Source organism: Xanthobacter sp. AM11 (assembly GCF_047444035.1).
Lineage (GTDB): Bacteria > Pseudomonadota > Alphaproteobacteria > Rhizobiales > Xanthobacteraceae > Xanthobacter.
In genome coordinates, this window is the sequence record NZ_JBLAOA010000001.1 from 108479 (window position 1) to 123959 (window position 15481).

Here is a 15481-nt window from a genome sequence, read left to right on the forward strand (position 1 = left end):
CCGCTGGCGCGCCCACGGATTGAGAGACGCACCATGAGCCTCCAGACCCGCATCCCCCACGTGCCCATCCTGCCGGAGAGCGCGCCCTTCACCGGCGAGCAGCGCGCCTGGCTGAACGGCTTCTTCGCCGCCATCCTCTCCGCCGACCAGGCCCCCGCCGCCATGGCCCTGTCGCCCGGCGACGCCGCGGCCCTCATGCCGGACCTGCCCGCGGCGGTGGAGGAGGACGACGGCGCGCCCTGGCACGACCCGGCCATGCCGCTGGCCGAGCGCATGAAATTGGCGGAAGGCAAGGCCCTGCCCCGCCGCATGATGGCGGCCATGGCCCAGCAGGATTGCGGCCAGTGCGGCTATGTGTGCGAAACCTACGCCAAGGCGCTGGCCACCGGCGGCGAGACCAAGCTGAATCTCTGCGCCCCCGGCGGCAAGGAGACGCTGCGCATGCTGAAGCTGCTGGCAGACGAGACGGCCGCTGCCCCCATCCCCGCGGCGGCGGCGCCGGCGATCGCGACGCCCGCCACCCCTTCGCCGGCGGTCGCCGGAACCCGGGAGAATCCCGGCGAGGTCACCTTCCTCGGCCGCACCCGCCTCAACAAGCCGGGCTCCGGGAAGGAGACGTGGCACATCGAGTTCGACCTTGCCGGCTCGGGCATCGACTATGTGGCCGGCGACAGCTTCGGCGTGTTCCCGGTGAACGATCCCGAACTGGTGGAGCAGGTGCTCGCCGCGCTCCATGCCACGGCGCACTTCCCCATTGCCGACAAGACCCTGGGCGAGGTGCTCGCCCGCGAGGTGTGCCTGAAGTCCGCCCCCGACGCCCTCTTCACCCTCGCCTCCTACCTGATGGGCGGGGAGCGCCGCGCCAAGGCCCGCGCGCTGGCCGCCGGCGAGGACCCAGACGGCGACGCCGCGACGCTCGACGTGCTGGCGGCGCTGCAGAAATTCCCCGGCATCCGGCCCGACCCGGAAGCCTTCATCGAGTGCCTGGAACCGCTCCAGCCGCGGCTCTATTCCATCTCCTCCAGCCCCCGCGCCACCCCCGGCCGGCTCACCCTGACCGTGGATGCGGTGCGCTTCGACCTCGCCGGGCGCACCCGGCTGGGCGTCGCCTCCACCTTCCTCGGCACGCGCCTGGCGCCGGGCACGCGCCTGAATGCCTATATTCAGAAGGCGCACGGCTTCGGCCTGCCGCAGGACCCCGCGCGGGACGTGATCATGGTGGGGCCGGGAACCGGCATCGCCCCGTTCCGCGCCTTCCTGCTCGATCGCCTCGCCACCGGGGCGCCGGGGCGCAACTGGCTGTTCTTCGGCCACCAGCGGCGCGACACGGATTTCTTCTATGAGGACGAGCTGTCCGGCCTCGGGGTGGCGGGCGTGCTCACCCGCCTCGACACCGCCTGGTCGCGGGACGGCGAGCGCAAGGTCTATGTGCAGGACAAGATCCGCGAGGCCGGTGCGGAGCTGTGGGCGTGGCTTCAGGCCGGCGCGCATTTCTACATCTGCGGCGATGCCAAGCGCATGGCGAAGGACGTGGAGGCGGCCGTCACCGCCATTGCCGCCACCCATGGCGGGCTTTCCGAAGAAGCCGCGGCCCGCTTCGTGGCCGACCTGAAGACCGCCGGCCGCTACCAGGCCGACGTATATTGAACCCTATGCCGGCCTCAGGCAGGAAACGCCCCGAATGAACGCCCCCCTCGCCTCCCCTGCCTCGGTGAAGACCACCTGCCCCTATTGCGGGGTCGGCTGCGGCGTGCGGGCCACCCCGGACGGCACTGGCGGCGCCCTCATCCAGGGGGATGGCGACCACCCCGCCAATCTCGGCCGCCTGTGCTCCAAGGGCGCGGCGCTGGGGGAAACGATCGGCCTCGCCACGCGCCTCCTCCACCCCATGGTGCGCGGCGCCGACGGCGTGCTGGCGCCGGCGAGCTGGGACGACGCGCTGGACCACGTGGCGGCGGGCCTGCGCACGGTGCTGGACACCCACGGCCCCGGCGCCGTCGCCTTCTATCTCTCCGGCCAGCTCCTGACCGAGGATTATTACGCCGCCAACAAGCTGGCCAAGGGCTTCCTGGGCACCGCCAACGTGGACACCAATTCCCGCCTGTGCATGTCCTCCTCGGTGGCCGGGCACAAGCGCGGCTTCGGCTCGGACACCGTTCCGGGGGCCTATGAGGACCTGGAGGCCGCCGACCTCATCGTGCTGGTGGGCGCCAACGCCGCCTGGTGCCATCCGGTGCTGTTCCGGCGCATGGAGGCGGCGCGGCGGGCGCGGGGCACGCGGCTGGTGGTCATCGACCCGCGCCGCACCGAGACCGCGGCGGAGGCGGACCTGCACCTGCCCCTTGCCCACGGCACCGACGCCATCTTGTTTTCCGGCCTGCTGGTGCATCTGGCCCGGAGCGCCGCCTTCGATGCCGCTTATGTGCGCGACCACACCGCCGGGTTCGAGGCGGCGCTGGCGGCCGCCCGCGCCGCAGCCCCGGACGCCGCCGCCACCGCCCGCGCCTGCGGCCTTGCCACCGACGACGTGGAACGCTTCTTCGCCCTGTTCACCGCCACCGGGCGCACCGTCACCTGCTATTCGCAAGGGGTGAACCAGTCGGTGGCGGGGACCGACAAGGTCAGCGCCATCCTCAACTGCCACCTGGCCACCGGCCGCATGGGCCGCGCGGGCATGGGCCCCTTCTCCCTCACCGGCCAGCCCAACGCCATGGGCGGGCGCGAGGTGGGCGGGCTTGCCAACCAGCTCGCCGCCCACATGGGCTTCGCGCCGGAGGAGGTGGACCGGGTGCGCCGCTTCTGGGGTGCGCCGCACATGGCCGCCCACGAGGGGCTGAAGGCGGTGGACATGTTCGCCGCCATCGGACGCGGCGAGATCAAGGCGCTGTGGGTGATGGGCACCAACCCCGCCGTCAGCCTGCCCGAGGCGGATGCGGTGCGCCGGGCCCTCGCCCGGCTCGATCTCTTCGTGCTGTCGGAGAATGTCGCCCGCAACGACACCGCCGCCTGCCGCCCCCATGTGATGCTGCCCGCCGCCGCCTGGGGCGAGAAGGACGGCACCGTCACCAATTCCGAACGGCGCATCTCGCGCCAGCGCCCGTTTCTCGCCCTGCCGGGGGAGGCGCGGCCGGACTGGTGGGCCATCGCCGGCGTCGCCCGCCGCCTGGGCCACGGCGCCGCCTTCGACTGGCGGGGGCCGGCAGACATCTTCCGCGAGCACGCCGCCCTTTCCGGCTTCGAGAACGATGGCACCCGCGATTTCGACATTTCCGCCTTCGCGGACCTGCCCGACGCGCACTACCAGGATTTCGCCCCGGTGCAGTGGCCGGCGCCGCCCGGGCGCCGGGAGGGCACCGCGCGCCTGTTCGCGCAGGGCGGCTATTTCACCGCCGACCGGCGGGCCCGCTTCATCGTCCCGCGCCCGGCGGCGGCGGCCGCGACGACGGCGGCCTTCCCCTTCCTGCTGAACACCGGCCGCATCCGCGACCAGTGGCACACCATGACCCGGACCGGCCTTTCGCCCCGGCTCGGCTCCCACATCCCAGCACCGTTCGTAGCCGTGCACCCGGACGACGCCGCCCGGCTGGGCCTGGCGGAGGGGACGCTGGCGCGGGTGTGGAGCGCCCACGGGGCGGCGGTGCTGGAGGTGCGGCACGATGCCGGGCAGGCGCCGGGCACCCTGTTCGCCCCCATCCACTGGAGCGACGCCACCGCCTCCCACGGGCGGGTGGGCGCGCTGGTCCATACTGTCACCGACCCAGTCTCCGGCCAGCCGGATGCGAAGGCGACGCCGGTGGCCATCGCCCCCCATGCCGCCCGGTTCGAAGGCTTCGTGCTGGCGCGGCGCGACATGGCGCTTCCCCATGGCCTGTGGTGGGCGCGGGCGGCGCTGGAGGGCGGCTTCGGCTGGCGGGTGGCGGGGGAGGCCGGACCTCAGGACTGGGCCGCGTGGGTGGCCGCCTGCGGGCCCGCCGACGTGGCCGAGCTGACGGATGCCCCCGCCGGCCTGTTCCGCGCCGCCGCCTTCGACAGCGCCGGGCGGCTTGATTTCGCGGTGTTCTGCAGCCCGGCGGGGCATCGTCCCGCCTGGGACGCGCTGAAGGGCCTGCTGCCGGAGCTGACGGTTTCGGCCGCCGACCGTCGCCTCGTGCTTTCCGGGCGGCGCGCCGGCGCACGGCAGGACGGCGGCCCGCTCGTGTGCGCCTGCTTCGGCGTGGCGCGCGGGGCCGTCATGGAGGCCATCACGGCCGGGGCGCTCGACGCCGCCATGGTGGGGGAGAAATTGAAGGCCGGCACCAATTGCGGGTCCTGCCTGCCGGAAGTCCGGCGGCTCATCGCCGCGGCGACCGTCCCGGCATAGCGCCGGAGCCGGCAACCGCCTGCCCCCGGAACCGCAAGGAGCGGGCACCGGCCCGCTCAAAAACCAAGGAGCGGGCACCGGCCCGCTCAAAAGAAAAGGAGCGGGCCGATGCCCGCTCCAGAGGGGCGCACACGCCCCGGGGGCAGCGCCTCAGCCGACCTTTTCGGCCTTGGCCCGCTCGATGCCTTCGAGAATGAGCTTCTTGGCTTCCGCGGCATCGCCCCAGCGCACGATCTTCACCCACTTGTTGGGCTCCAGATCCTTGTAGTGCTCGAAGAAATGCTCGATCTGCTTCAGCGTGATGTCGGGGAGGTCGGAAAAATTCTCGACGCCGTCATAGCGCTTGGTCAGCTTCGAAGACGGTACCGCGATGATCTTCTCATCCTGGCCGCCCTCGTCTTCCATGAGCAGCACGCCCACCGGGCGGCAGCTGATGACGGCGCCGGGCACGATGCCGCGGGTGTTGGCCACCAGCACGTCGCAGGGGTCGCCATCGCCCGACAGGGTGTGGGGAATGAAGCCGTAGTTCCCGGGATAGCGCATGGCGGTATAAAGGAAGCGATCCACGAACAGGGTGCCAGCCGCCTTGTCCATCTCGTACTTGATGGGCTCGCCGCCGATGGGCACCTCGATCACGACATTCACGTCATCAGGAGGGTTCTTGCCGATCGGGATCGCATCAATGCGCATGTGACACTCGCTTGGAAGCTGACGGTCCGCACGGACGATCGCCCGTACCGCGCCACCGTGGGCGACGCGCGAAGCTCGGGACCGAGCGGGCGGGTGCCCGCTGATGGCCTAAGACCGAGCGGACGGATGCCCGCTCGGGCGCTACCGCTGCCAAGCAAAGGCGATCTTGTCCAGCGATTTCGAGCCGAACTGCTCCACGGAGGATGCGACCGGTTGCCCCCCCAGCGCCTTGTAGAAGCCCACCGCCTTCTCGTTGTCGGCCAGCGCCCACACCACGAGACCTTCGAGCCGGGCAAGGGCAAGGTCGCGCCGGGCGGCGGAGAACAGGCGCTGGCCGAAGCCGAGGCCCTGGTAAAGCGGCTGGAGGTAGATCTCGTAGATCTCGCCGCCATAGGGCAGGCTCTTGGCCCGGTTGCCGCCGAAATTCACGTAGCCAGCAAGGTCGTCCCCCACCAGCAGCACCGAAAGCCGACTGCCGCGGCGGATGGCGGCATCCCACCAGCGCGGGCCGCGCCGCTCCACCATGCGCTCCAGCTCCACCCCGGGGATGAGGCCGCGATAGGCGCCACGCCAGGCCGCGTCATGCACCGCCGCGATCGCCTTGGCATCGCCGGTCTTGGCCCTGCGGATTTCGATGAGGCCCGTGCTCATGGCCTGATGGAAGCAAACCCGGGCGCCGGCTTCAAGGGGTCTTCGACGATTGGCACCCCCGCGCCCTGCGAATGCGCAAGCCCGGCGCCTCTCCCCAGGCGCCAGGAATGCACAAGCCCGGCGCCTCCCCAGGCGCCAGGAATGCACAAGCCAGGTGCATTGCGCGGCGATCTTGCCTAAACCGGACCGCGGGCTTCGGCCCGGGCACACAGACAAGGAGGGCCGGCGCCGGCCATGATCCGTTTCCTGCTCCGTTTCGTCGGCTTCTGGCTGCTTGCCGGCGGCTTCGTGGCCCTGATCGTGGACGGCACACGTTCCATTGCGGCTTCCGCCCTCGTGTTCACATCGGCCGGGGACGCCTGGTTCGCGCTCGCGCCGGCGAGCCTCGAACGCGCGGAGGCGTCGGGTCGCGCCGGCTTTCCAACCGTTTGGAACGGGGTCCTGCTGCCGCTCCTGTCGCTGCCCGCCTTCCTTCTGCTGGTGGTGCTGGGGGTGATGCTGCTGACCCTGGGACGGGTGCGCGAGCGCTCGCGCTTCGAGGTCGGCTGAGGGCCTCCCCCTCGCGCAGCACAGGATGCATCCCCATATTGGGGGTCCGGCCGCGACCCTTAGAGCGCGATCCGCCCCTATGGAGCCGCGGCGTTTCCATCATCCTGTTTCCGCCCCCGCCGGTGTCCCATGCCCGGCGCCGGGGCTGCGAGGAGCCCGCCATGTTCTGGCTGAAGAAGTCCCTCGATCTGCCCACCGCCGCCGATGCCCTGCCCGGGCGCAGCGACCCCCTTCCCACCGCCGACGTGCATTTCGTGACCGGGCACCCGCTGAAGGGGCCCTATCCCGACGGCTTCGAGACGGCGGTGTTCGCCCTCGGCTGCTTCTGGGGCGCGGAGCGCAAGTTCTGGCAGCAGGAGGGCGTGTGGGCCACGGCCGTCGGCTATGTGGCCGGCATCACCCCCAACCCCACCTATGAGGAGGTCTGCTCCGGCCGCACCGGCCATACCGAGGCGGTGCTGGTGGTGTACGACCCCAAGCTGGTGTCCTACGACGAATTGCTGAAGCTCTTCTTCGAATCCCACGATCCCACCCAGGGCATGCGCCAGGGCAATGACGTGGGCACCCAGTATCGGTCCGGCATCTATGTGGCCGACGCCGTGCAGCGTGCCGCCGCGGAAGCGGCAAAGGCGCGCTATGCCCCGGCACTGAAGGCGAAGGGCTTCGGCCCCATCACCTCGGAGATCGCCGACCTCGGGCCGTTCTACTTCGCGGAAGGCTACCACCAGCAGTATCTGGCGAAGAACCCCAACGGCTATTGCGGGCTCGGCGGAACCGGCGTCTCCTGCCCCATCGGCACCGGCGTCGCCGCGCAATAGCGCGCGGCGCAGGGGCGCTCCGACCCCTTCGTGCCATGCGGCGGCGGCGCTCAGGCCGCCGCCGCATGCTGCGGGCGGATGCGCGCGGCAAAGACTGCAAGGTCGGCCCGGCGGGAAGCCGTGGCCCGGCGCAGGGAGCGCAAAGTCGGCCGGCGGGCGCGCCCCATCGGCCTCGCCTCTTTCCCCGGCGGCGGCCGCGCCGTATTCAGGTGCATCCTTTCCCGGAGCGTTCCATGCCGAGCTACGTCTTCCCGCCTCTGGCCATCCCCACCCTTGCCGTTGCCGGCAGCGCGGACCTGTTCCCGGTCCATCGCGTCTACTGCGTCGGCCGCAATTTTGCCGACCATGCGGTGGAGATGGGCCACGATCCCAGCAAGGAGCCGCCCTTCTTCTTCCAGAAGAATCCCGACACGCTGGTGCCCTCGGGCTCCACCATCGCCTATCCGAAGATGACGCACGACCTGCACCACGAGGTGGAACTGGTGGTGGCGCTGAAGTCCGGCGGCGAGGACATTCCGGTGGAACGCGCCCTGGATTGCGTGTTCGGCTATGGCGTGGGCCTGGACCTGACCCGGCGCGACCTGCAGGGCGAAGCCAAGAAGGCGGGGCGCCCGTGGGAAACCGGCAAGGCCTTCGAGGACGCCGCGCCCTGCTCGGCCCTGGTGCCGGCGGAGACCACCGGCCACCCCGCCGCCGGGCGCATCTTCCTGAATGTGAACGGCGTGCTGAAGCAGGACGGCAACCTCAACCAGATGATCTGGAAAGTGCCGGAGATGATCGCCATCCTGTCCACCCTGTTCCGCCTCGCCCCCGGCGACCTCATCTTCGCCGGAACGCCGGCCGGTGTCGGCCCGCTGGTGAAGGGCGATCATCTGGCGGGCGGCGTGGAGGGCGTGGGGGAGATCGCCCTCACCATCGCCTGAGGGCGGGCCCGCCCGGGACCCGATTTGAGTGGTGCGGCACGCCATGGCGGCCGCACCACGGCCCGCGGCCACCCCTCTGCCCATGCCCGCGCGGTGCTGAAGCCGGATCGGCCGAATGCGACACATCCGGCCCGCCCCTATGGGGACGGCCAAAACGCAGGCGAGACGCGGGAAGATATGCGGGGCGGCGCCCTCAGCCCACGGCGCGCAGGGCCAGCACGGCGTTGAGCCCGCCGAAAGCGAAGGCGTTCACCAGCACCACCTGCGGCGCTGCGGCCCGGGCGGCGTTGGGCACGCAGTCCAGCGCGCATTCGGGGTCCGCCGCGCGGAAATTCATGGTGGGGGGCACGAAGCCTTCCGTCAGCGCCAGCACCGATGCCACCACGCCCAGCCCGCCCGAGGCGCCGAGGCAATGGCCGGTCATGGACTTGGTGGAGGAGACGGGAATCGCGTCCAGCCGCGCACCCAGCACGGCGCGCAAAGCGGCGGTTTCGGTCTTGTCGTTGAGCACGGTTCCGGTGCCGTGGGCATTCACATAATCCACCTGCGCGCCGCAGATGCCCGCATCGGCGAGGGCGGCGGCGATGGCGCGGCCGGCGCTGGCGGCATCGGGGGCGGTCAGGTCGGCGCCATCCGCGCTCATGCCGAAGCCGATGACCTCCGCCAGGATGGTGGCGCCGCGCGCGCGGGCGCGCTCCATGTCCTCCAGCACGACCACGGCGGCGCCCTCCCCGAGCACCAGGCCGGAGCGATCCCTGGAGAAGGGCCGGCAGGTGTCGGCGGACAGCACGCGCAGCGCCTCCCAGCTCTTCACCATGCCCAGGGTGAGGGGTGCCTCGCAGCCCCCGGTGACAGCCGCATCCAGCAACCCCGCGCGCACCATGTGGAACGCAAGGCCCATGGCATGGGAGGCGGAGGAGCAGGCCGAGGCGGTGGCAAAGCTGGGCCCGAGGATGCGGTGGGCCATGGAAATCTGGCTGGCGGCCGACGACGGCATGGACCGCGGCACCGTGAAGGGATGGGGGCGCGCGCCATCCACCAGGATGCGCTGGTAGCCTTCCTCCAGGGAGTGGCACCCCACCGCGGCGCCAAAAATGACCCCGGCCCGCTCCGCCGCCACGCCATCCAGCGCCCCGGCGGCCTGCCCCATGGCCTCGCGGGCGGCCAGGAGGGCGAACTGGCTCGAACGGTCGAGCACGCCCAGCTGGCGGGCCTCGAAATGCGCCTCGGCGACATAGCCCGGCACCTCGCCGGCCTGGCGGGCCTTCACCTTGTCCGGTCCCACGAGGGTGAGGGGCGCGATGCCCACCCGCCCCTCGCGCAACCCGGACAGATGGGCCGGCAGGCCGAGCCCCAGGGCCGAGACTGCGCCCAGGCCCGTAATGGCCACGCGACGCATCATGAAGGGGTCTGCGCCGGCGTGACCTTGCCGGCCACGGCATCGCCGGACTTGGCGTCGATCAGCTTCTGGACGTGGTCGAGAAGCTCGAACACCTTCACGTCCGTATTCTCCAGCGGTCCCTCCGAGGGAATCTCGATGCCGAACCGCTCCTCGATCTTGAAGATCAGCTCGATGAGATCGAGGGAGCCGATGCCGAGATCCGCCACGCTCGTGTCCGCGTCCACGATGGCCGGATCAATCGACGCTTCGTCGGCGATCACCTCGAGAATCTCGCCCCTTCGGCCCTCGCCCTGCGCCACGCGACACCTCCGACACACCTGCTGCGACGGGGCAGCCGAAGGCGCCCTGTCCCGAGCGCGGCTAACATGCACAGCCGCCGCACCCCTGTCTACCTCGCCGGATCAACACCGCACCTGAGGTTGCGGCGCCCCTGCCCATTCGCGAGGCCGGACAATGGGTTCGGCGGCAAGGCCGGCGCCGCCGGGAGCGCCGGCAACCGCCCCCGGCCGGAGGCGGCAACCGCCGGCCCGCCGGCTTCAGCTGACGCCGCGGCTCACAAGGTGCAGGCCGAGCACCATGATGCCCACCGCTGACACCCAGCTTCCCGCCGCCCGCAGCGCGATGGGCCGCCAGCCGCCGGCCCCCCGCAGGAAGGCGATCGCCCCACCGGTTCCCAGCGTGACGAAGGCGTAGCCCACCACCGTCACGCCCGACAGGAACAGCAGCCGGTCCGTGCTCGCCACCATGGCTTCGCCATTCTGGTAGCCATGCAGCAGACCGATGCACACCGCGGCGAGGATCAACAGCGGCTGGGGAACCGATGCCTGTACCGCCACCGCCAGCCCCATGAGGGCGACGAAGAACAGCCCCACCGCCGATGAGAACGGCAGGGGCGGCAGGACCTGCGACGCCACGCCGCCGGCCAGCAGCGCCAGCGGAAAGGCGACGATGACCCACCGGCCCCGCTCGGGCCCCTGGAAGGCGGCCAGCACCGCCAGCGCGATCCAGGGCAGCACCTGCTCGAAATCGGTCAATGGATGCAGCGCGCCGGAATAGAAATCGCCGAGCCGCGTGTCCACCAGATGGGCCTGCGCGAGGGTCGGCGCGCAGACGCCCGCGAGGGCGAGGGCGCCGACCGTTCCGATACGCCTCACAAGACGCTTCATTCGATGATCCCGATGGAGCCGAGAAGGAAATACACGCCGACGCAGCCGATGGCCGCGCCGCAGGCCCGCACCGCCTTGGCGCCGGCTTCCCAGCGCACCAGCACGCCCAGCAGGATGCCCACCAGGTGCAACATGCCGGTGGCCACCACGAAGCCGACCGCATAGGCGATGGCATCCGCCGCGTCCGGCAGCTCGCGGCCGTGGGCATAGCCGTGGAAGACGGCGAAGATGCCCACCAGCACGGCGGCAGCCCAGATCGGCGGCCGCACGCTGAGCGCCACCATCAGGCCCAGGGCGACGCCGGACAGGGCGATGATGGGCTCCACGAAGGGCAGGTCGATGCCCATGATGCCGATCAGGCCGCCCACCGCCATCACCAGCGGGAAGGTGACGGGAAGAATCCAGATGGCGGGGTTGCCCAGCTGGGCGCCCCACAGGCCCACCGCCACCATGGCCACCAGGTGGTCCGGCCCGGTGATCGGGTGCAGGAAGCCGCTTTCGAGGCCGACGGCCACGCCGGAACCCGTATGGGCCAGGGCCGGCGAGAGCGGGATGGAAGCGAGCAGGCCGGCGAGCAGCAGGGCCGGGTTGAGCTTGGAGGATTTCATCTCGAACGTCCGTCGGTGAGAGAGAAACGCCGGCCGCCGCGCAGGCGGACCGGCGGAGGAAGTCAGATGCGGATGAGGAACCAGTAGGACGCAACACTGCCGATGACATAAGCGGGGATGGCCGCGCCCCAGCGGGGCAGCAGCGCCTTGGCCTGCCGGTGCGCCCAGATGAGGGCCAGCACCGCCATGACGAAGGCCAGCTGGCCGATCTCGACGCCCACGTTGAAGAACAGGAGGGCGATGGGCAGCGTGGCCTGCGGGATGCCCAGGGTGGTGAGGGCGGTGGCGAAGCCCAGCCCGTGCAGCAGGCCGAAGGCGAAGGCCACGCTCCATGGATAGCGCGCCGTCAGGCCCGCCTCGCCGCGCTGGAGCTTCACGATCTCCACGCCGACGAAGACGATGGACAAGGCGATGGCGGCATTCAGCGGCTGCTCGGGCACCCCCACCCAGCCGAAGGTGGCGGCGGCCAGCGAGATGGAATGGCCCACGGTGAAGGCGGTGATGGTCTTCACCAGTTTCCAGCCGCCCTTCACGATCCAGATGAGGCCCAGCACGAACAGGAGATGGTCGATGCCGCGCAGGATGTGGTCGATGCCGAGGTTGACGTAGGTGTCCGCAAGGTCGGCCCAGATGGCGAGATCGGTGCCCGGGTTGCGGGCCACCATCATCGTCGGCTTCGCGGCGCTCACCGTATAGGCCTCCAGCGGCCCCTCGCGGGGAATGACGCGGATGGTCGCCACCGACTGCTTGCTGCCGAGGCCCATGAAGCTGATGCGGCCGATGAGCCCGCGATCGCCGCACACCAGTTCCGGGGGCTGCCACTTGCAATGGGCGGGAAAGATGGGCTGCAGCGTCGGGTCCACCGGCGGCATGGTCCACTGCCCGATATAGCGGCCGGGGGCGATCTCCCGCAGGGTGATGACCGCCATGCTCGCCTCATGGGCCTGCGCCGTCCCCGACACCGGCACGAGGGCGGCGGGAGCCAGCAGGACGCCCGCCAGGCCCAGCACTGCGGCGACCAGGCGGCGGAGGATCGCCGGGACCAGGGTGCGGCTGATGATGCGGGTCATGGCTCGCTGCGCCGGATCACATAGGCCTTGCCCAGGTCGCGGGTGGCGGCGATGGCGAGGATACGGCGGCGCTCGTCCTTCCAGGCCTGCGCCACCTGCGCGCCCACCTCGTCCAGGTCCACCTTGCGGCCGGGCGAATAGCTGTCGAGGCGCACCACGTGCCAGCCGGCCTGCGACTGCAATACGCGCCATTCCCCCTCGGGAACGGCGATGAGCTGCTCCACGAACGGCTTTCCAAGGGAGGGCTCCAAGGTGGCCGGGGGACGCTCGCCATAGATGAGGGCGCGCATCTGCACTTCTTCCGGCTCCGTGCCGGCGAGAATCTGCTCCAGCACCGCGCGCGCATTCTCCTCGGCCTTCGGGCCGGTGAAGGGCACCGCGATGAAGCTCACCGTATCCGGGATGTCGTAATTTTTCCGCCGCTTTTCATACCAGGCGGCGAGTTCCTCCCGCGTGGGCTCCTTCACCTCAACGCCGTTGAAGACGAGCAGCCGCATCTTGTGGACGATGCGGTCGCGGATCATCTCGTCACCCTTGTCGAGGCCCTGCGCCAGCGCCTCGCGGAAGGTGATCTCGTTGAGAATCCAGACGTCGACGAGCTTGGCATATTCGTCGGCGCCAGGCTCGCGGCCTTCATGCGACGACTTGAAGGCCCCGACGATGGCCTCGCGCACTTCGGGCGTCACCTCGATCAGCCGTTCCTTGCTGACCGGGGGCGTGACGGCGGCATGGGCCGCGAAGATCATGGCGCCCAGGGCCATGAACTGAACCAGCGGCTCGGCCACCAGCCGCCGCAGCCAGCTCCGACCCGTCCGCCCGCCGTCGGGGCGCTGCGCATCGCTGCCGCCCGCCGCGGCAGATTCCTTGCCCGTTCCCGTCAAGACCTTCCCAGCCCCCGATCAATAGCCGGCAAGAAATAGCCGGAAGCGCGCGCCATCTGGCGGCGGCGCATCACCTACCCGGCGACCGGTGTCGGGTTGATGACAGCGGGAGACGATTCCATCGATCGCCAACAAACCTTGCAACCACAAGTATTTCCGACCGATGGTCGGCAAAACTGTTATCCGGCTCACTTCCGGCGGCGTCATCAAAGCTTCAGGAGGTAGTCACAGAAGGTCGCTAGTAGAGCGCAAACGGATCACTGGGCATCCGTTTATTCAAGGGGTTGGAGCATGAAGGGCGGGATGCTGAAGCATCAGCTTATCGCGGGGGCCTCGGTCCTCGCCGTTGCCGGCGGTGTCGGTGCGGTCACCACGACGCCGGCGTTCGCCGACAGCTACATGGCGGGCGATTTCCACAATCACACGCCGTGCTCGGACGGCCGCTCGTCGGTCGAGACCATGGTGAAGAAGGCCGTCGAGAGCTACGGCCTCGAATGGCTGGGTTCCGCGGACCACGGTGGGTCGAGCCCGCGTGACTGCCGCATCGACGATCCGGAAGGCGACGGTTCCACCTCCGGCACCGGCCGCTTCTTCGACCAGGTCGAAGGCCTCGTCATCAAGGGCAACACCGCGACCTCGCAGGGCCACCGCTCCATGTGGCGCTGGCAGAGCGCGGAAGAGATCATCTTCCCCGAGCTCATCCGGCTCGCCAAGGAACTCAACCAGCCCATGCTTTATGCGGCGGTCGAGACCAACGTGCCCGGCCACGAGCACACCTCCATGGCCGTCATCGGCAACCAGAAGCCCGAGAACGCCATCAGCAAGGGCGTGTTCGGCAAGAACAAGACCAAGGACACCGGCGACGCCAGCGCCGTGGCCGAATTCGAATATCGCTTCGACCGCTCGGACACCGACACCGGCCTCGGCGCGCCGAACCACAACTGGGAAGGCAAGGTCGCCAACGCCAGCGGCACCGGTGCGGGCACCACGAACCACAAGAACAAGGCTGTCCCCAGCGTGAAGTGGCTGCAGGACAACTACCCGCTCGACAGCTATTACGTGCCCGCCCACCTGGAGCGTGCCGGCGTGTTCAACCCGAACGGCAACAACGGGTTCAATATCGAGCACCTGCGTGACTTCAACAATGCCGGCCCCACCGTCGCCGTGGGCTTCGAAAGCCAGCCCGGCCACCAGGCCAGCAACAATCGTGGCGAATACCGCGCCAACTTCTGCGGCTCGGGCTGCGATTCGGTGGGCGTGACCACCTTCGGCGGCACCGGCATCTATGCCGCCAAGATCGGCGGCGTGTGGGACGCGCTGCTGGGCGAAGGCCGCAACTGGTTCTTCTTCGCCAGCTCCGACTGGCACAACCGCGGCGCCTTCAGCATCTATGAGCAGGGCAGCACCAACGACTTCTACCCCGGCGAGTACCAGAAGCTCTACGTGCCCCGTCCCAAGGGCCGCAAGAACCTGCGTCCTCAGGCGGTGGTCGATGGCGTGCGCTCGGGCAACTCCTACTCGGTGATGGGTGACATCATCACCGGCGAGCTGACCTACAAGGCCCAGGCCGTCGGCGCCTTCGGTGGCGGCGTGGTGAAGATGGGCGATACCCTGGTCGTCCCCCGCGGCAAGTCGGTGAAGCTGACCCTGGAAGTGAACGTGCTCCAGGGGACGAACAACTCGCCCTATACCTTCAACAACCCCTCCCTGGCCCAGATCGGCATCCAGGAGCCCCTGAACAAGCCGACCCTGCGTCAGGTGCAGTTCATCAAGGGCGACGTGACCGGCGTGGTTTCGCCTGACAGCGCCAACTACACCGCCGGCACCAACACGTCGGCGGCGGTCATCGCCACCTTCAGCGCCAGCAACTGGAAGGCGCGGGGCGCGAAGCGGACCATGGTGGTCACCATCCCGAACGTGCAGAACAACATGTACGTCCGCGTCCGCGGCTCGAACCTGCCGGCGTCCGTCCCGGCCGAGACCGATGCCGAGGGCAACCCGCTGAACGACTGGGACCCCGAGAACACCGCCCAGGGCCCGTTCGTTCCCTGCACCGACGCCGCCTGCCCCTCGCACCTGGTGGTGCGCGACGGCCAGAAGGTCTCCAGCTACGACGTCGCCGGCTGGTCGGACCTGTGGTTCTACACCAACCCCATCTTCATCCGCGTCTCGGACCAGCCGAAGCTCCTCGTGGAGACCAACGAGGAACTGGCGGTTTCTCTCGCCAAGTGAAGTCCCTCGCCAAGTGAGGTCCCTCGCCAAGTGAGGTCGCGCGGCGCGTGATTGCCCCCTCCGGGTGATCACGCGCCGCGCGCAGGATACGAAAGCCGGGGGCCAGGACGGCCCCCGGCCTTTTTGCTTCA

General features: G+C 70.0%; 15 protein-coding genes. 6 read left to right on the forward strand and 9 right to left on the reverse strand.

Features of this window, described 5'->3' with window-relative positions:
• The first annotated feature begins 33 nt into the window (after nucleotides 1-33).
• A complete protein-coding gene (locus ACI7BZ_RS00520) occupies nucleotides 34-1647 on the forward strand; it encodes a sulfite reductase subunit alpha (RefSeq protein WP_414115263.1) in 1614 nt (537 codons plus the stop codon).
• 34 nt (nucleotides 1648-1681) lie between these two features.
• Complete coding sequence (locus tag ACI7BZ_RS00525; protein WP_414115264.1) at nucleotides 1682-4360, forward strand: nitrate reductase; 2679 nt, start codon at nucleotides 1682-1684, stop codon at nucleotides 4358-4360.
• 150 nt (nucleotides 4361-4510) lie between these two features.
• On the opposite strand, the gene ppa is transcribed toward ACI7BZ_RS00525, so the two are convergent.
• Together ppa and ACI7BZ_RS00535 are read right to left on the reverse strand one after the other, a co-directional pair.
• Nucleotides 4511-5050 (reverse strand): inorganic diphosphatase, encoded by a 540-nt coding sequence (gene ppa / locus ACI7BZ_RS00530; RefSeq protein WP_414115265.1) that lies wholly within the window; start codon nucleotides 5048-5050, stop codon nucleotides 4511-4513.
• Nucleotides 5051-5191: 141 nt separating this feature from the next.
• Entirely contained in the window at nucleotides 5192-5701 is a 510-nt protein-coding gene (locus tag ACI7BZ_RS00535; protein WP_414115266.1) for a GNAT family N-acetyltransferase, read from the reverse strand.
• Nucleotides 5702-5935: 234 nt separating this feature from the next.
• On the opposite strand from ACI7BZ_RS00535, the gene ACI7BZ_RS00540 reads away from it, so the two are divergent.
• From ACI7BZ_RS00540 to ACI7BZ_RS00550, 3 genes are all read left to right on the forward strand, one after another.
• The gene (locus ACI7BZ_RS00540) at nucleotides 5936-6250 is read left to right on the forward strand and encodes a hypothetical protein (RefSeq protein WP_414115267.1); all 315 of its coding nucleotides are present in this window, start codon (nucleotides 5936-5938) and stop codon (nucleotides 6248-6250) included.
• Between the two features lie 161 nt (nucleotides 6251-6411).
• Nucleotides 6412-7068 carry a peptide-methionine (S)-S-oxide reductase MsrA gene (msrA, locus tag ACI7BZ_RS00545; protein WP_414115268.1) on the forward strand — a complete coding sequence of 219 codons (657 nt, stop codon included), beginning with the start codon at nucleotides 6412-6414 and terminating at the stop codon, nucleotides 7066-7068.
• 233 nt (nucleotides 7069-7301) lie between these two features.
• Nucleotides 7302-7991 (forward strand): fumarylacetoacetate hydrolase family protein, encoded by a 690-nt coding sequence (locus tag ACI7BZ_RS00550; protein WP_414115269.1) that lies wholly within the window; start codon nucleotides 7302-7304, stop codon nucleotides 7989-7991.
• A 193-nt stretch (nucleotides 7992-8184) separates the two neighbouring features.
• Here ACI7BZ_RS00550 and ACI7BZ_RS00555 read toward each other — a convergent pair whose 3' ends face one another.
• The 7 genes from ACI7BZ_RS00555 to ACI7BZ_RS00585 form a co-directional block, all read right to left on the reverse strand.
• A complete protein-coding gene (locus ACI7BZ_RS00555; RefSeq protein ID WP_414115270.1) occupies nucleotides 8185-9393 on the reverse strand; it encodes a beta-ketoacyl-[acyl-carrier-protein] synthase family protein in 1209 nt (402 codons plus the stop codon).
• Nucleotides 9390-9692: an acyl carrier protein gene (locus ACI7BZ_RS00560; RefSeq protein ID WP_414115271.1), complete on the reverse strand. Its 303-nt coding sequence runs from the start codon at nucleotides 9690-9692 to the stop codon at nucleotides 9390-9392. Before ACI7BZ_RS00560 ends, ACI7BZ_RS00555 begins: the two co-directional genes overlap by 4 nt.
• Before the next feature lie 237 nt (nucleotides 9693-9929).
• Nucleotides 9930-10559: a HupE/UreJ family protein gene (locus ACI7BZ_RS00565; protein ID WP_414115272.1), complete on the reverse strand. Its 630-nt coding sequence runs from the start codon at nucleotides 10557-10559 to the stop codon at nucleotides 9930-9932.
• Nucleotides 10556-11167 carry a HupE/UreJ family protein gene (locus tag ACI7BZ_RS00570; RefSeq protein ID WP_414115273.1) on the reverse strand — a complete coding sequence of 204 codons (612 nt, stop codon included), beginning with the start codon at nucleotides 11165-11167 and terminating at the stop codon, nucleotides 10556-10558. The genes ACI7BZ_RS00565 and ACI7BZ_RS00570 overlap by 4 nt, the downstream gene beginning before the upstream one ends.
• Nucleotides 11168-11229: 62 nt before the next feature.
• Nucleotides 11230-12237, reverse strand: a complete 1008-nt coding sequence (locus tag ACI7BZ_RS00575; protein WP_414115274.1) for a HupE/UreJ family protein — start codon at nucleotides 12235-12237, stop codon at nucleotides 11230-11232.
• The gene (locus tag ACI7BZ_RS00580; RefSeq protein ID WP_414115275.1) at nucleotides 12234-13118 is read right to left on the reverse strand and encodes a peptidylprolyl isomerase; all 885 of its coding nucleotides are present in this window, start codon (nucleotides 13116-13118) and stop codon (nucleotides 12234-12236) included. Before ACI7BZ_RS00580 ends, ACI7BZ_RS00575 begins: the two co-directional genes overlap by 4 nt.
• 18 nt (nucleotides 13119-13136) lie before the next feature.
• The gene (locus ACI7BZ_RS00585; protein WP_414115276.1) at nucleotides 13137-13325 is read right to left on the reverse strand and encodes a hypothetical protein; all 189 of its coding nucleotides are present in this window, start codon (nucleotides 13323-13325) and stop codon (nucleotides 13137-13139) included.
• 96 nt (nucleotides 13326-13421) lie between these two features.
• Here ACI7BZ_RS00585 and ACI7BZ_RS00590 point away from each other — a divergent pair, with 96 nt between their 5' ends.
• Nucleotides 13422-15350, forward strand: a complete 1929-nt coding sequence (locus ACI7BZ_RS00590) for a hypothetical protein (RefSeq protein ID WP_414115277.1) — start codon at nucleotides 13422-13424, stop codon at nucleotides 15348-15350.
• Nucleotides 15351-15481 lie beyond the last annotated feature (131 nt).

Excerpts from the sequence above, each read along its gene's own strand:
- ACI7BZ_RS00520 (WP_414115263.1), top strand. The coding sequence starts at position 34 with ATGAGCCTCCAGACCCGCATCCCCCACGTGCCCATCCTGCCGGAGAGC.
- ACI7BZ_RS00525 (WP_414115264.1), top strand. The coding sequence starts at position 1,682 with ATGAACGCCCCCCTCGCCTCCCCTGCCTCGGTGAAGACCACCTGCCCC.
- ppa (WP_414115265.1), bottom strand. The coding sequence starts at position 5,050 with ATGCGCATTGATGCGATCCCGATCGGCAAGAACCCTCCTGATGACGTG.
- ACI7BZ_RS00535 (WP_414115266.1), bottom strand. The coding sequence starts at position 5,701 with ATGAGCACGGGCCTCATCGAAATCCGCAGGGCCAAGACCGGCGATGCC.
- ACI7BZ_RS00540 (WP_414115267.1), top strand. The coding sequence starts at position 5,936 with ATGATCCGTTTCCTGCTCCGTTTCGTCGGCTTCTGGCTGCTTGCCGGC.
- msrA (WP_414115268.1), top strand. The coding sequence starts at position 6,412 with ATGTTCTGGCTGAAGAAGTCCCTCGATCTGCCCACCGCCGCCGATGCC.
- ACI7BZ_RS00550 (WP_414115269.1), top strand. The coding sequence starts at position 7,302 with ATGCCGAGCTACGTCTTCCCGCCTCTGGCCATCCCCACCCTTGCCGTT.
- ACI7BZ_RS00555 (WP_414115270.1), bottom strand. The coding sequence starts at position 9,393 with ATGATGCGTCGCGTGGCCATTACGGGCCTGGGCGCAGTCTCGGCCCTG.
- ACI7BZ_RS00565 (WP_414115272.1), bottom strand. The coding sequence starts at position 10,559 with ATGAAGCGTCTTGTGAGGCGTATCGGAACGGTCGGCGCCCTCGCCCTC.
- ACI7BZ_RS00570 (WP_414115273.1), bottom strand. The coding sequence starts at position 11,167 with ATGAAATCCTCCAAGCTCAACCCGGCCCTGCTGCTCGCCGGCCTGCTC.
- ACI7BZ_RS00575 (WP_414115274.1), bottom strand. The coding sequence starts at position 12,237 with ATGACCCGCATCATCAGCCGCACCCTGGTCCCGGCGATCCTCCGCCGC.
- ACI7BZ_RS00585 (WP_414115276.1), bottom strand. The coding sequence starts at position 13,325 with ATGACGCCGCCGGAAGTGAGCCGGATAACAGTTTTGCCGACCATCGGT.
- ACI7BZ_RS00590 (WP_414115277.1), top strand. The coding sequence starts at position 13,422 with ATGCTGAAGCATCAGCTTATCGCGGGGGCCTCGGTCCTCGCCGTTGCC.